The organism is Blastococcus sp. LR1 (assembly GCF_020166105.1).
Taxonomy (GTDB): domain Bacteria; phylum Actinomycetota; class Actinomycetes; order Mycobacteriales; family Geodermatophilaceae; genus Blastococcus.
In genome coordinates, this window is sequence record NZ_JAIUJY010000002.1 from 568,532 (window position 1) to 581,480 (window position 12,949).

The following is a 12,949-nucleotide window of genomic DNA, read 5'->3' on the forward strand; positions in this document are numbered from 1 at the left end:
GAACGGCCCCGTCCAGAGGCTCGGCACGAGCTTGCGAGTGCTGAGAGGGACGGGGTCCTTTCATTCGCAGGGGCCGGTGTTGACCTCGGAGCGCGCGGCGCTGCCCTGGGTCGCCGCCTCGGTGACCTGCGGCCCGGTGAGCGCGTAGCCGGTCTGCGGGTCGTCGATCGCGGAGGCGAAGACGACCCCGAGCACGCTGCCGTCGGGGGCGAACAGCGGACCGCCGGAGTTCCCCGACCGCACCTGGCCGAACAGCGCGTAGACGTCACGCACCACCGTCTGGCTGTTGCGGAAGTCCGGACCGCTGATCTCCCCGCGGTCGCGGACCCGCGCCGAGCCGACGTAGAGGGGGCCACCACCCGGGTAGCCCATGATGATCGCGTCGTCGCCGGTGTCCGCGGCGTTCGGCGTGAACTGCAGCGGCACCTGCGGCAGGCCGGGCACGGCGAGCACCGCGACGTCGACCTCCTCGTCGACGAAGACCGGGACCGCGTCGTACTCCTCGCCCTCGGCCACCACGACGGGGTCGGTGACGCCGGCCAGCACGTGCGCGTTGGTCATCACCCGCTCGGTGGCGTAGACGAAGCCGGAGCCGTCGATCTGCCGCGAGCAGGAGGGCGCGACGCCGCGGACCCGCACCACCGAGCCCTGGACCGACTGCACGACCTGGCTGCCCTCCAGCGCCGGGTCGGGCGCGGGCACCTCGCGGGCCTCGGTCGGGGTGAGCGGGTCGAGCACGTCGGGCAGCCCGCGGCGGTCGATGGCCTCGCGCAGGTTCTGGTAGACCCGGCGCACCCCCTCGGGCACGGCGACGTCCACGGCCTGGACCAGCGCGGACTGCCGCACCTGGCTGGCGACCTGCGGGAACGGGGAGCTGGCCAGGGGCGAGGCGACCATCCAGGCGACGAGCAGCACCGACGCCGACGAGACGACGGCCCCGGCCACCGAGTCGACCATCTTGGCCGGCTCCCAGGTGACCCGGGAACGCAGCGCCCGGCCGGCCGCCCCGGCCAGGATCTGGCCGAGCAGCGCACCGGCGAGGACCACCACCAGCGCGGCGAACACGCGCGTGACGCTGGAGCCGTCGATCCGGTCGGCGACCGGGCCGGAGAGCTGGGCCCCCAGGACCGCGCCACCCAGGAAGCCGAGGATCGACGTCGCCGAGACGAGCAGGCCCTGGCGGAAGCCGGAGAGCGCGAACAACAGCGCGAGGGCGATCAGGATGAGGTCGACGAGGGACACGCCGGCTACTCGCTGACCGTCATCGTGCCCACCTGGCCCAGCTGGGTGTGGAACGTGCAGCTGAACGGATAGTCGCCCGGCGTCGTCACCTCGAACTCGATGGTGACCTCCTGGTTCCGGGGGCCGAGGACGTCGATCCCGGCGTCGATGGGCGCCGGCAGCTCGTCGTCGGTGAACTCCAGGTTGTGCGTCATCTGCTCGGCGACGTTGACCAGGGTGAGCCGGACCGTGCCGGGGGCGACGGTGAAGGTGTCCGGGGTGAAGACGTAGTCGTCCTGGGTCTGGAGAGTGACCTCCTGGACGCCGTCGGCACCCACGGTCACCTCGCCCAGCCCCTCGGGGACCGGCGCCTGCTCCGGCTCGTCGCTCCCGCACCCGGTCAGCACGCCTGCGGCCAGCGCCGCGCCGATGCCGAGGGCGGCCGCCCTGCTTCCGATCCGCCGCATCATCGGGGCTGAACCGTACGCGCCGGCGCCCCGTCCGGCGCGGGATCGGCGACCGTCGGCGCGGCGGCGTCGTCAGCCGGGTCGTCGTCGCCGGAGCCCGGCAGGGTGGCGGGCCGGAGCGCCGAGTCCGGCAGCGGACGCACGTCGTCGTGGTTCCAGGGCAGGGCCAGGCCGGCCGCCTCGAGGATCGCGTCGAGCAGCCCGGCGGTGAAGCCCCAGACCTCCATGCCGGCCACGCAGAACGCCGGTCCTATGTAGCCCACGGAGTGGCGAAGCCGGTACCGGTTCGCGGGGTCCACCAGGTCGGCGAGCGGCACGCGGGCGACGCGCGCGACCTCCGTGGGGTCACCGACGCCGACCTCGCGCGGGTCGTCCCACCAGCCGACCACCGGCACGACGAGGCGGTTCGACGGCGGGAGGAAGAGCTCCTGCAGGGTGGTCAGCACCCGCACGTCGGCCGGGTCGATACCGGCCTCCTCGTGGGCCTCGCGCAGCGCGGTCCCCACCGGGAAGTCGTCGTCGGGATCCACGCCGCCGCCGGGGAACGCCGGCTGGCCGGCGTGACTGCGCAGGTGCGCGGACTTCTCGATCAGCAGGAGGTCGGGACCCGCCGGCCCCTCGCCGAACAGGATCAGGACGGCCGAGCGACGCGCGGTGGCGGTTGCCTGCGGCATCCGGTGCCGCAGCGGGAGGTCCGCGGCGGCGTCGACGAGCCGTCGCAGGTAGTCGGGGAGGTCCTGCTCGGCGACCTCGGCGCTCACAGCTGCACTCCCAGGTGCTCGGCCACCAGTCCGCGGAGCTCGTCCACGGACTCCACCGGCCCCGCCTCGGTGTGCACCAGCGCCCCGTCGGCGTCGACGAAATAGGTGTACGGGAGGACGTTCACGCCCAGTTCGGCCATCAGCCTCCCCTTTCCGTCGAACGCGCTCGGAAAGGTGACGCCGGCGTCCTGCGCGAAGGATTCGCCCTGCGGCAGCCCGTCCTTGCTGATCACGCCCACGAGACGCACCTGGTTCCCGGCGACCTCCGAGAACTCCTGGAGGATCGGCATCTCCTCCCGGCACGGGGGGCACCAGCTCCCCCACAGGTTGACCACCATGGGCACACCCGGGGCCTGAGCGAGGTCCAGGGACCCGCCACCGGGGCAGTCCAGGGACAACGCCGGCAGCCGCTCGGCGCCGCTCGCCTCGACCCCGGCCTGCTCCGGACAGGCGGTGAGGCTGGACGCCTGGGACTCCGGCGGTGCGCCGTCGTCGGGTCCGTCGGCCTCGGCGGTGCAGCCGGCCGACAGCAGGGCGACCGCGATCAGGCCGGGCAGGGCACCGCGCATCACACCGCGCATCACTCGGTGTCCGAGGCGGCCGGGGTCTTCACGAGCTTTCCCGCGATCTCCGGGTCGACCGGGCCGATGCCGAACGACGGGCACCACTGCGCCAGGCCGCAGGCGCCGCAGGCCGCGCGCTTGGCGTGGCAGACCCGCCGCCCGTGGAAGATCACCCGGTGGCTGAACTCGGTCCACTCCTTCTTCGGGAGCAGCTCCGCGATCTCCGCCTCGACCTTGACCGGGTCCTCCTCCGCGGTCCAGCCGAACCGGCGGACCAGCCGCCCGAAGTGCGTGTCGACGGTCAGGCCGGGAACGCCGAAGGCATTGCCCAGGACGACGTTGGCGGTCTTGCGCCCCACGCCGGGCAGCGTCACGAGGTCCTTCATGCGGGCGGGCACCTCGCCGTCGAAGCGCTCCACCAGCGCCTGGGCGAGACCGAGGGCGGAGTTCGCCTTGGCCCGGAAGAACCCGGTCGGCTTGAGGATCTCCTCCAGCTCCGCCCGGTCGGCGGCGGCCAGCGCGACCGCGTCGGGATAGCGCGCGAAGAGGACCGGCGTCACCTTGTTGACCGTCTTGTCCGTCGTCTGCGCCGACAGCATGGTGGCGACGAGCAGCTCGAAGGCGGTGGTGAAGTCGAGCTCGCAGTGCGCGTCGGGATGGATGACGGCGAGCTCGCGGGCCATCCGTCGTGCGCGCCGCGTCCGGGACAGCGCCGTCTCCTCCGGGTCGAACGGCGAGGCCCCGGTCAGGGCGGCGCGGGTCGGACGACGGGCCTTGGCCGGGCGCGCGTAGGCCGGGGAGGACGCGGGTGCTGACACGCGGTCGAGCGTAGGCGGCCCTGCCGACGGTCTCCTGCCGTGCCATGATCGACGGCGGACCGCTTCCCCCCGGACCGACGCCGCCGCAGTAGGAGGACTTCGATGGTCGCCCTCAGCGTCATCCTCTTCCCGCCGCTGCTGATCGCCTTCCTGCTGGTGATGGAGCGCGTCGAGGAGCCCCTCCGCCGCCCGGCCGGCCCGCGCGAGGTCAACGAGTTCCTCAGCACCGCGACCCCCGGCGAGGTCGACACGCTCGCCCAGTCGGGAATCCGGCGGGCGCTGTTCCGCTGGCGCCGCCGTCGGCGCAACCGCGGCAGCGACAATCCGCCGCTGGTCTGACGAAGGACCTCCCTGCCCCCACCGCTCGCACGCTCACGAGGGCCCCTGCGGGAAGGCCGCTCTCGCCCCATCGGGGTATGTGCGAAGGCACCTAACGGGTGACCGAGTGCACAGCCGCCTAGACTCGCTTGCGGACATGGGCATCCCCGTGGCCGCAGACAGTGTGTGAGAGGACGTGCAGTGGACGAGGTGCTGGCTCAGTCGGGGCTCTTCCAGGGGCTCTCCGAGGACGCGGTGGACCCCGTCATCAGCCGTCTCGAGACGCAGACCCTCCCCCGCGGACGGGTCGTCTTCAACGAGGGCGAGCCCGGCGACAGCCTCTACATCGTCATGACCGGGAAGATCAAGCTTTCCCGCCGGTCCCCTGACGGCCGGGAGAACGTGCTCGCGGTCATGGGTCCGTCGGACCAGTTCGGCGAGCTCTCGGTCTTCGACCCCGGCCCGCGCACGGCGACGGCGACCGCCGTCACCGACGTGAAGCTGGCCCGGATGCCGCAGAGCGTGCTGCTCCCGTGGATCGAGGCGCACCCGGAGATCGGCGAGCAGCTGCTCCGCGTGCTGGCCCGCCGCCTGCGTCGCACCAACGACTCGGTCGCCGACCTCATCTTCACCGACGTGCCGGGCCGCGTGGCCAAGGCGCTGCTGCAGATGGCCGACCGCTTCGGCAGCCGCGACAACGACGGCCTGCGCGTGAAGCACGACCTCACGCAGGAGGAGCTCGCCCAGCTGGTCGGCGCCTCCCGCGAGACGGTGAACAAGGCGCTCGCCGACTTCGTGCACCGCGGCTGGATCCAGCTGCAGGGCAAGTCCGTCGTCGTCCTCGACGAGGAGCGCCTGCGCCGCCGCGCACGCTGACCTGACGAACGACGAGAGGCCCCGCACCGGTTGGTGCGGGGCCTCTCGCGCGTCAGGGGGTCGACGTCTAGCCCTCGCGGCCGCCTTGTGGTGCTGACTGCCGCCCCGCAGCGCGGCACCGAAGCCCATACCGCGGCCGCGGCCCCGGCCGACGGCAACGGCTCAGCGGCGGCCGGGAACGGCACTCGGCCGCGGTGTGATCCGGAGGATCACGAAGGAAGCGGCATCACCAGGCGGATGCGGGTGCCGTCGGGCAGCACCGCCCACCGGCCGTCGGCGTTCTCCTCGAAGCGCGGGCTGATCGGCTCCAGCGGCTCCGGCGGCGATCCGGCCAGCGCCTCCCCCACGGTCCCGAACGGCTGCAGCTGGCTCAGCGTGTGCGAGGTCGGCGGCAGCATCGGCCGGGTGCCCGCCGTCATCTCGGCGAGCGCGGTGGACGGCGTCAGCCAGTCCGCCTCGTCCGCCTCGCCGGAGACGTCGCGCGCCTCCTGGCCGACCGGCAGCGCCGCGGCGAAGAACTTGGTGTCGTAGCGGCGGGGCTCGACCGGCGGGGTGATCCAGTGCGCGAACGGCCGGAGCAGATCCGACCGCAGCACCAGGCCGCGACCGGCCAGCAGCTCGGCCAGCGACAGCTCGCGGGAGAGCAGTGCCTGCCGCTGCGCCTCCCAGTCGTTCCCCGAGACGTCCGGCACGACCGAGCCGTCGGGCAGCCCGGCCAGCAGGACGCCGGCCTCCTCGAAGGTCTCCCGGACCGCGGCGCAGACCAGTTCCCGGGCGGTGCGCTCGTCGCACCCGAAGGCGCTCGCCCAGTCCGCGGGCGAGGGCCCGGCCCAGCCGATCTCGGTGTCACCGTCCCGCGGATCGACGCCGCCGCCCGGGTACGCGGTCATCCCGCCGGCGAAGGGCATGCCCTTGGTGCGGCGCAGCAGGTAGACCTCGAGCCCGGGCTCGCCGTCGCGCAGCAGCAGCACGGTGGCCGCCTGCTTCGCCTCGGCCGGCGCGCCGCCCGCGGGGTCGGTCACCGGAGTTCGACGGTGAGCTCGACCTCGACCGGGGCACCGAGCGGCAGCTCCGCAACGCCGACGGCGCTGCGGGCGTGCTGGCCCGCCTCGCCGAAGATCCGGCCGAGCAGCTCGCTGGCGCCGTTGACCACCCGCGGCTGGCCGGTGAAGCCCTCGGCGCTGGCCACGTAGCCGACCACGCGGACGACCCGGGCGACCGAGTCGAGCCCGACGAGCTCGTCGATCGCGGCCAGCGCGTTGAGGGCGCACAGCTTGGCGTCCGCAGCAGCGGCCTCGACGTCGACCGAGCCGCCGACCTTGCCGGTGCGGCGCAGGCCGCCGTCGACGAAGGGCAGCTGCCCGGAGGTGAAGACCAGCGAGCCGGTGCGGACCGCGGGCACGTAGGCGGCGACCGGCGCGGCGACGGCGGGGAGCCGGATGCCCAGCTCGACCAGCCGGGCGTGCCAGCTCGGGGCCGCAGCCGCGGGGGTCGTCATGCCGGGCGCTTGAGGTACGCCACCAGCTGATCGGCGCCGGACGGGCCAGGGAGAACTGTCACCAGCTCCCACCCGTCGACACCCCAGGAATCGAGGATGGCCTTGGTGTTGTGGACGAGCAGCGGGATGGTCGCGTACTCCCACTTCTGGCGTGCGGTGTCGCTCATGGGCGCGACGCTACTGCAGCAGGTGACCTGACCGGGCGGCCCGCTGGTGAGGTGCTGGAACGGCCCTCCTGCAGGGCCCCGGCGTGAGCTTGCGAACGCTGGGGGGCAGGAGGGTCCTTCGACTTCTACGCTGGCGTGGTGAGCCCAGATCCGTCCTCCCCGCGTCTGCACGTGGTCACCGGCAAGGGCGGGACGGGCAAGACGACCGTCGCGGCCGCGCTCGCCCTGGCGCTGGCGGCCGACGGCCGCTCGGTGCTCCTGGTGGAGACCGAGGGCCGGCAGGGCATCGCGCAGCTGTTCGACACCCCGCCGCTCCCCTACGAGGAGCGCCGCGTGGCCGTCGCCCGCGGTGGCGGCGAGGTCAAGGCGCTCGCGATCGACGTCGAGGAGGCGCTCCTGGACTACCTCGACATGTTCTACAACCTGCGGCGGGCCGGCCGGGCGCTGCGCAAGATGGGCGCGATCGACTTCGCCACCGCCATCGCGCCGGGCCTCCGCGACGTGCTGATCACCGGGAAGATCAAGGAGGCGGTCACCCGCCGCCACGACGGCCGCCAGGTCTACGACGCCGTCGTCGTCGACGCCCCGCCGACCGGCCGCATCACCCGCTTCCTCGGCGTCACCGGCGAGATGGCGCAGCTGGCCCGCTCGGGCCCCATCAAGACGCAGAGCGACGGCGTGATGGCCGTGCTCCGCTCCCCGCAGACGGCGGTGCACCTCGTGACCATCCTCGAGGACATGCCGGTGCAGGAGACCGCCGACGCGATCGCAGAGCTCACCGCTGCCGGCCTGCCCATCGGCTCGGTGTTCGTCAACCTGGCGGCCGACCCGGTGCTGCCGGCCGACGCGCTGTCCCGGGCGGCTGCCGGGGAGCTGACCGGCGCCGACCTGACGCCGGCGCTGACCGCCGCGCACCTGCCGGGCGCCGAGGAGATCGCCGGCGCGCTGGCCGCCGAGGTGATCGAGCACGCTCGCCGCTGGGCGTCCCAGGACGCGCTCCGCGCGGAGGTCGAGGCGCTCGGCCGTCCGACCGTCGAGCTGCCGCTGCTGCCCGGCCCCATGGACGTCGGCTGCCTGTTCGAGCTGGCCGGCCGGCTCGAGGACCACCTGGGCGCGGGGGTCCCGGCGTGACCGCTCCGCGACAGGCGCCGGCGATGGACCTCGACCAGCTGATCCGCGACCCGGAGACCCGCATCGTCGTCTGCTGCGGCGCCGGTGGGGTGGGCAAGACGACCAGCTCGGCGGCGCTCGCGCTCGCCGCGGCGGAGGCGGGGCGCACCGTCGTCGTCCTCACCATCGACCCGGCCCGGCGGCTGGCCCAGTCGCTCGGCCTGGTGGAGCTGGACAACGAGCCGCGGCGGGTGGACGTCCCCGGGGCACCGGGCGAACTGCACGCGATGATGCTGGACATGAAGCGGACGTTCGACGACGTCGTGTCCGCGCACTCCACGCCGGAGCGGGCCCAGCAGATCCTGGACAACCCCTTCTACCAGGCACTCTCGTCGTCCTTCTCCGGGACGCAGGAGTACATGGCGATGGAGAAGCTCGGCCAGCTGCGCGCCAGCGACCAGTGGGACCTGATCATCGTGGACACCCCGCCGTCGCGGTCCGCGCTGGACTTCCTCGACGCCCCGAACCGCATGGGCCGCTTCCTCGACGGCACCATGATCCGGCTGCTCACCGCCCCGAGCCGGGCCGGCTTCAAGTTCGCCAGCGCCGGTTTCCTGCTGTTCAGCCGGATCGTCAGCAAGATCCTGGGCGGCCAGCTGCTGCGCGACATCTCGGCGTTCGTGGCGGCGCTGGACACGATGTTCGGCGGCTTCCGCGAACGGGCGACCGCCACCTACGAGCTGCTGCGACGCCCGGGGACCTGGTTCGTCGTGGTGGCCGCACCGGAGCCGGACGCGCTGCGCGAGGCCTCGTACTTCGTCGACCGGCTCTCCGCCGAGGGCATGCCGCTGGCCGGGCTGGTGGTCAACCGCACCCACCCGCCGATGACGACGGCACTGTCGGCCACCAGGGCCGAGGGGGCCGCCGAGGAGGTGGCCGAGTCCGGCGGCGCGGGCGCCGAGCTGGCCGCCGCCGCCCTGCGCGTGCACGCCGGCCGGATGCAGGTGGCCGCCCGCGAGCAGCACCTGGCCGACCGCTTCACCAGCGCCCACCCGGAGGTCGCCGTGCGCACGGTGCCGGCGGCCGCGGGCGACGTCCACGACCTGGACGGGCTGCGGGTGATGGCCGAGGCGCTGACCGGACGGGATGCCGACACGCCCACGGGGACCCCCCGGACCCGCATCCTTCCCGCGCGCCGCGGCTGAGCGGGGCTGCGAACGCCGCGCGCGTAATACCCTGGCCGCGATGTCGGAGAACGCGCGCGTCAAGAGCCGTCTGCTCGCCAAGCTCGCCGCGACCATCGTGGTCGCAGGCATGCTCATGGCGGGCCTCCTGCTGCCCTGGGTCGGGGGCACGGGCGTCATCGCACGCAACTCCGCGTCGCTCCTCGACGCCCTGCCGGTGGAGCTGACGGACGAGACCCCGGCCGGCAACACCCGCGTCCTGGCCGCCGACGGCTCGCTGATCACCAACATCTACCGGAACAACCGCACCCCGCTGCCTCCGGACCAGATCGCCCCGATCATGAAGCGGGCGCTGGTCGACATCGAGGACTCGCGCTTCTACGACCACAACGGGCTCGACGTGCAGGGCACGTTCCGCGCCCTGGCCACGAACCTGGCCGCCGGGAGCGTCCGCGAGGGCGGGTCCACGATCACGCAGCAGCTGGTCAAGCAGACCCTCCTGCAGACGGCGACGACCCAGGCCGAGCGGGACGCGGCGATCGAGCAGGACGGCGTCGAGGGCCTCTCCCGGAAGCTGCGCGAGGCCCGGCTGGCCCTCGCCCTGGAGGAGACCTACTCCAAGGACGAGATCCTCACCCGGTACCTGAACATCGTGTACTTCGGTCAGGGCGCGTACGGCATCCAGGCCGCGGCCCAGCGCTACTTCAGCACCAACGCCGTCGACCTCACGCTGCCGCAGGCGGCGATGCTGGCCGGCCTGGTGCAGAGCCCGACCAACGACGACCCGATCACCAACCCGGAGAACGCGCAGATCCGGCGCAACCAGGTCCTGCAGCGGATGTTCGACCTGAAGCACATCACCCAGCAGGAACTGGGCGACATCTCCGCCCAGCCGGTCCAGGTCGCGCCCGGCCTGGCGCCGCCCAACGGGTGCATCGACGCCTCGCTGGGCGCCTTCTTCTGCGACTACATGTACAGCTACCTCACCGGGACGCTGAAGCTCACCGCCTCCGAGATCGACAGCGGTGGCCTCACCATCCAGACCACCCTGCGGCCGGACATGCAGGCGGCCGGCGACCAGGCGGTGCTGAACACCCTGGCCCTGGGCGATCAGCTGATCGGCACCTACACGGCGGTGGAGCCGAACACCGGCAAGGTGCTGGCGATGTCGAACAACCGGCGGTACGGCTGCACCGAGGACGACTGCGAATCCGTGAACCTCAACGTCGTCCCCACCAAGGGCGCCGGTTCGACGTTCAAGGTGTTCACCGCTGCCGCCGCGCTGGAGCAGGGCTACTCCAAGTACTTCACGCTCACCACCGGGCCCCGCTACACCTCGCGCATCTACAAGGACGGCAACAAGCCCTACAGCGTCCCGAACGCGGGCAACTACCCCGGCACGCTGGACATGGAGAAGGCCCTCTACATGTCCTCCAACACCTACTTCCTGGCGCTGGAGGACAGGCTCGGATCGGTCGAGGGCCCGGTTCGGATGGCCGAGCGGATGGGCATGAACTTCGACTACGCGGCCACCCAGTACCCCGCCGACCAGATCATCGAGGAGAACCGGGGCTCGTTCACCTTCGGCACCGACGGCGTGAGCCCGCTCGACCTGGCCAGCGCCTACTCGACCCTGGCGGCCAGCGGGACCCAGTGCGACCCCACCCCCGTGACCGCCATCCTCGACCGGAACGGGAAGCCGCTGACCCGGGACGGCGAGCCGGTCGTCCGAGAGGACAACTGCACGCCCGAGGCGATCCCGTCCGGCGTGGCGACCACCCTCAACCAGATGCTGCGCAAGGACGTCGAGCCCGGGTTCCGTGGACAGACCGGCTCCCGCGCCTACGTCCCGGGCCACCAGATCGCCGGCAAGACCGGAACGACGAACGACAACAACTCGGTGGCGTTCGTCGGCTACACGCCGCAGTACAGCGCCAGCGTCCTCGTGTGGCAGACCGCCGCCGGCAGGAGCGTCGGCGGCTTCGGCGGCGGCAAGGGCGCGACCATCTGGAACGACGCGATGGAGCCGATCCTCCGCGGCCAGCCGATGGTGCCCTTCCCGCCGGAGGACGAGGAGGTCGCCGAGGGCGACACCGAGGTCGTTCCCAGCTGCTCCTCGGTCTCGGCCTGCGAGACCGCCCTCGAGGAGGCCGGGTTCGAGCACTCCGTGCGCGAGGTCGACAGCGCCGAGCCCGAGGGCACGCTGCTCGGCACGTCTCCGCGGTCCGGCACGCGCGCGAGCGCCGGCTCGACGGTCAGCATCCAGGTGAGCAACGGCGCCGAGGTGGCCCCGGCTCCCGCCCCCGAGCCGCCGGCCGACCCGAACGCGCCGCCCCCGCCCCCCGGCGGGGACGTCCCCCCGCCCGGCCCGCCGGAGCAGCCCACCGGGTGACCCGCGGGCTCAGCCCAGCTGGCGACGGACCTCCGCGGCCACCCGCGAGCCCTCGGCCCGGCCGGCGACGGCCCCGTTCGCCGCACCCATGACCTTGCCCATGTCCTTCATGCCGGACGCCCCGGTCCGCGTGATGACGTCGGCGACGATGGCGGCCAGGTCGGCGTCCTCGAGCTGGGCCGGCAGGTAGGTCGCGAGGACCTCGCCCTCCGCCTGCTCGCGGGCGGCCTGCTCGGCCCGGCCAGCCGAGCCGAACGCCTCGGCGGCCTCCCGGCGCTTCTTGGCCTCGCGGCGGAGCACCGCCTGCACCTCGTCGTCGCTGAGCTCGCGGGCCTCCTTGCCCGAGACCTCCTCCGCGCTGACCGCGGCGAGCACCATGCGCAGCGTGGCGGTGCGCAGCTCGTCACGGGCCTTCATGGCGGTGGTCAGGTCGGAGCGCAGCTGAACCTTCAAGTCGGACACGTGCTCCAGCCTGACATGCGTCCGTCCCGGCCCGCGCCCGTAGGCTTCCCCGCGTGCGCTGGTACACCGCCGTCCCCACCGCCGCCGTCGCCTCAGGCGCGGCGGTGACCGCCTACGCGAGCCTCTACGAGCGGACCCGCTGGACGCTGCGCCGGTTCGACGTCCCGGTGCTGGCGCCGGGATCGGCGCCCCTGCGGATCCTGCAGATCTCCGACCTGCACATGACCGCGGGGCAGCGGAGCAAGCAGGAGTGGGTGGCCGGGCTGGCCGAGCTCGAGCCGGATCTGGTCATCAACAGCGGCGACAACCTGGCCGGCTTCGACGCCGTCCCCGGCACGCTGCGCGCCCTGGACCCGCTGATGGACTTCCCGGGCGCCTTCGTCCTGGCCAGCAACGACTACTACGCGCCGCGGCCGAAGAACCCGCTCAAGTACTTCCGCACCGAGCACAAGCGGGTGCACGGCGACGAGCTCCCCTGGCGCGACCTCCGCGACGGGATGACCGCGCGCGGCTGGCTGGACCTGACCAACGCCGCGGGCGAGCTGACCGTCGGCGGACGGCGGATCGTGTTCGCCGGCGTGGACGACTCGCACCTGAAGCGGGACCGGTACGACGTCGTCGCCGGCCCGGCCGACCCGACCGCGGACCTCCGCCTCGGGCTGGCGCACTCCCCCGAACCCCGGGTGCTCGACCGGTTCGCCGCCGACGGCTACGACCTGCTGCTGTGCGGGCACACCCACGGCGGTCAGCTGCGCATCCCGTTCTACGGGGCGCTGGTCACCAACTGCGGGATCGACCGCGACCGGGTGCGCTGGCTGCACCGCTGGAGCGAGCCCACTCCCGCGCACCCGGCCGGGACCTGGCTGCACATCTCGGCCGGCCTCGGGACCAGCCCCTACGCCCCGGTGCGGTTCGCCTGCCCGCCCGAGGCGACGCTGCTGACGCTGACTCCGCGACCGTCCTGACCCGCCGCCGGGCAGCGGCGAGCGGAGCGCTAGACTCGTCGGGCACCTCGGGGTGTGGCGCAGCTTGGTAGCGCGCGTCGTTCGGGACGACGAGGCCGCAGGTTCAAATCCTGTCACCCCGACCCTCTCCTCAGGGGCCGCCAGATG

At 73.2% G+C, this 12,949-nt stretch carries 15 protein-coding genes and 1 tRNA gene; 7 read left to right on the forward strand and 9 right to left on the reverse strand.

Annotation, left to right across the window (positions count from 1 at the left end):
* Window positions 1-60 precede the first annotated feature (60 nt).
* From LBW97_RS07430 to nth, 5 genes are read right to left on the reverse strand one after another with little or no spacing between them, the layout of a single operon-like run.
* Entirely contained in the window at window positions 61-1,242 is a 1,182-nt protein-coding gene (locus LBW97_RS07430) for a MarP family serine protease (protein WP_224498767.1), read from the reverse strand.
* A gap of 5 nt (window positions 1,243-1,247) precedes the next feature.
* Window positions 1,248-1,691 (reverse strand): plastocyanin/azurin family copper-binding protein, encoded by a 444-nt coding sequence (locus tag LBW97_RS07435; protein WP_224498768.1) that lies wholly within the window; start codon window positions 1,689-1,691, stop codon window positions 1,248-1,250.
* Window positions 1,688-2,449, reverse strand: a complete 762-nt coding sequence (locus tag LBW97_RS07440) for a CoA pyrophosphatase (protein WP_224498769.1) — start codon at window positions 2,447-2,449, stop codon at window positions 1,688-1,690. Before LBW97_RS07440 ends, LBW97_RS07435 begins: the two co-directional genes overlap by 4 nt.
* On the reverse strand, window positions 2,446-3,030 hold the full coding sequence (locus LBW97_RS07445; protein WP_224498770.1) for a TlpA disulfide reductase family protein: 585 nt from the start codon (window positions 3,028-3,030) through the stop codon (window positions 2,446-2,448). The genes LBW97_RS07440 and LBW97_RS07445 overlap by 4 nt, the downstream gene beginning before the upstream one ends.
* Window positions 3,030-3,830, reverse strand: coding sequence for an endonuclease III (gene nth, locus LBW97_RS07450; RefSeq protein WP_224498771.1), 801 nt, complete (start codon window positions 3,828-3,830; stop codon window positions 3,030-3,032). The genes LBW97_RS07445 and nth overlap by 1 nt, the downstream gene beginning before the upstream one ends.
* Window positions 3,831-3,932: 102 nt before the next feature.
* Between nth and LBW97_RS07455 the strand changes: the two genes are divergently transcribed.
* Window positions 3,933-4,169 carry a hypothetical protein gene (locus LBW97_RS07455; RefSeq protein WP_224498772.1) on the forward strand — a complete coding sequence of 79 codons (237 nt, stop codon included), beginning with the start codon at window positions 3,933-3,935 and terminating at the stop codon, window positions 4,167-4,169.
* Between the two features lie 180 nt (window positions 4,170-4,349).
* Complete coding sequence (locus LBW97_RS07460) at window positions 4,350-5,024, forward strand: Crp/Fnr family transcriptional regulator (RefSeq protein ID WP_224498773.1); 675 nt, start codon at window positions 4,350-4,352, stop codon at window positions 5,022-5,024.
* Window positions 5,025-5,233: 209 nt separating this feature from the next.
* Here the strand turns inward: LBW97_RS07460 and LBW97_RS07465 are convergent, their stop codons facing one another.
* From LBW97_RS07465 to LBW97_RS07475, 3 genes are read right to left on the reverse strand one after another with little or no spacing between them, the layout of a single operon-like run.
* Window positions 5,234-6,046 (reverse strand): NUDIX domain-containing protein, encoded by an 813-nt coding sequence (locus tag LBW97_RS07465; RefSeq protein ID WP_224498774.1) that lies wholly within the window; start codon window positions 6,044-6,046, stop codon window positions 5,234-5,236.
* Entirely contained in the window at window positions 6,043-6,522 is a 480-nt protein-coding gene (locus LBW97_RS07470) for a RidA family protein (RefSeq protein WP_224498775.1), read from the reverse strand. The genes LBW97_RS07465 and LBW97_RS07470 overlap by 4 nt, the downstream gene beginning before the upstream one ends.
* Window positions 6,519-6,689 carry a DUF4177 domain-containing protein gene (locus tag LBW97_RS07475; protein WP_224498776.1) on the reverse strand — a complete coding sequence of 57 codons (171 nt, stop codon included), beginning with the start codon at window positions 6,687-6,689 and terminating at the stop codon, window positions 6,519-6,521. Before LBW97_RS07475 ends, LBW97_RS07470 begins: the two co-directional genes overlap by 4 nt.
* A 138-nt stretch (window positions 6,690-6,827) precedes the next feature.
* Between LBW97_RS07475 and LBW97_RS07480 the strand changes: the two genes are divergently transcribed.
* The 3 genes from LBW97_RS07480 to LBW97_RS07490 are packed head-to-tail and all read left to right on the forward strand — an operon-like array spanning window position 6,828 to window position 11,375.
* Window positions 6,828-7,820, forward strand: a complete 993-nt coding sequence (locus LBW97_RS07480) for an ArsA-related P-loop ATPase (protein ID WP_224498777.1) — start codon at window positions 6,828-6,830, stop codon at window positions 7,818-7,820.
* Window positions 7,817-9,004, forward strand: a complete 1,188-nt coding sequence (locus tag LBW97_RS07485) for an ArsA family ATPase (RefSeq protein ID WP_224498778.1) — start codon at window positions 7,817-7,819, stop codon at window positions 9,002-9,004. The genes LBW97_RS07480 and LBW97_RS07485 overlap by 4 nt, the downstream gene beginning before the upstream one ends.
* 40 nt (window positions 9,005-9,044) lie before the next feature.
* A complete protein-coding gene (locus LBW97_RS07490) occupies window positions 9,045-11,375 on the forward strand; it encodes a transglycosylase domain-containing protein (protein WP_224498779.1) in 2,331 nt (776 codons plus the stop codon).
* Window positions 11,376-11,384: 9 nt separating this feature from the next.
* On the opposite strand, the gene LBW97_RS07495 is transcribed toward LBW97_RS07490, so the two are convergent.
* Window positions 11,385-11,837, reverse strand: coding sequence for a GatB/YqeY domain-containing protein (locus LBW97_RS07495; RefSeq protein WP_224498780.1), 453 nt, complete (start codon window positions 11,835-11,837; stop codon window positions 11,385-11,387).
* Between the two features lie 53 nt (window positions 11,838-11,890).
* On the opposite strand from LBW97_RS07495, the gene LBW97_RS07500 reads away from it, so the two are divergent.
* Together LBW97_RS07500 and LBW97_RS07505 are read left to right on the forward strand one after the other, a co-directional pair.
* Window positions 11,891-12,802 (forward strand): metallophosphoesterase, encoded by a 912-nt coding sequence (locus LBW97_RS07500; protein WP_224498781.1) that lies wholly within the window; start codon window positions 11,891-11,893, stop codon window positions 12,800-12,802.
* Between the two features lie 48 nt (window positions 12,803-12,850).
* Window positions 12,851-12,924: transfer RNA gene (locus LBW97_RS07505), tRNA-Pro, on the forward strand.
* Window positions 12,925-12,949: the final 25 nt, after the last annotated feature.

Coding starts and splice junctions, on each gene's coding strand:
- LBW97_RS07435 (WP_224498768.1), bottom strand. CDS start 1,691: ATGATGCGGCGGATCGGAAGCAGGGCGGCCGCCCTCGGCATCGGCGCG.
- LBW97_RS07490 (WP_224498779.1), top strand. CDS start 9,045: ATGTCGGAGAACGCGCGCGTCAAGAGCCGTCTGCTCGCCAAGCTCGCC.
- LBW97_RS07470 (WP_224498775.1), bottom strand. CDS start 6,522: ATGACGACCCCCGCGGCTGCGGCCCCGAGCTGGCACGCCCGGCTGGTC.
- LBW97_RS07475 (WP_224498776.1), bottom strand. CDS start 6,689: ATGAGCGACACCGCACGCCAGAAGTGGGAGTACGCGACCATCCCGCTG.
- LBW97_RS07455 (WP_224498772.1), top strand. CDS start 3,933: ATGGTCGCCCTCAGCGTCATCCTCTTCCCGCCGCTGCTGATCGCCTTC.
- LBW97_RS07445 (WP_224498770.1), bottom strand. CDS start 3,030: ATGCGCGGTGTGATGCGCGGTGCCCTGCCCGGCCTGATCGCGGTCGCC.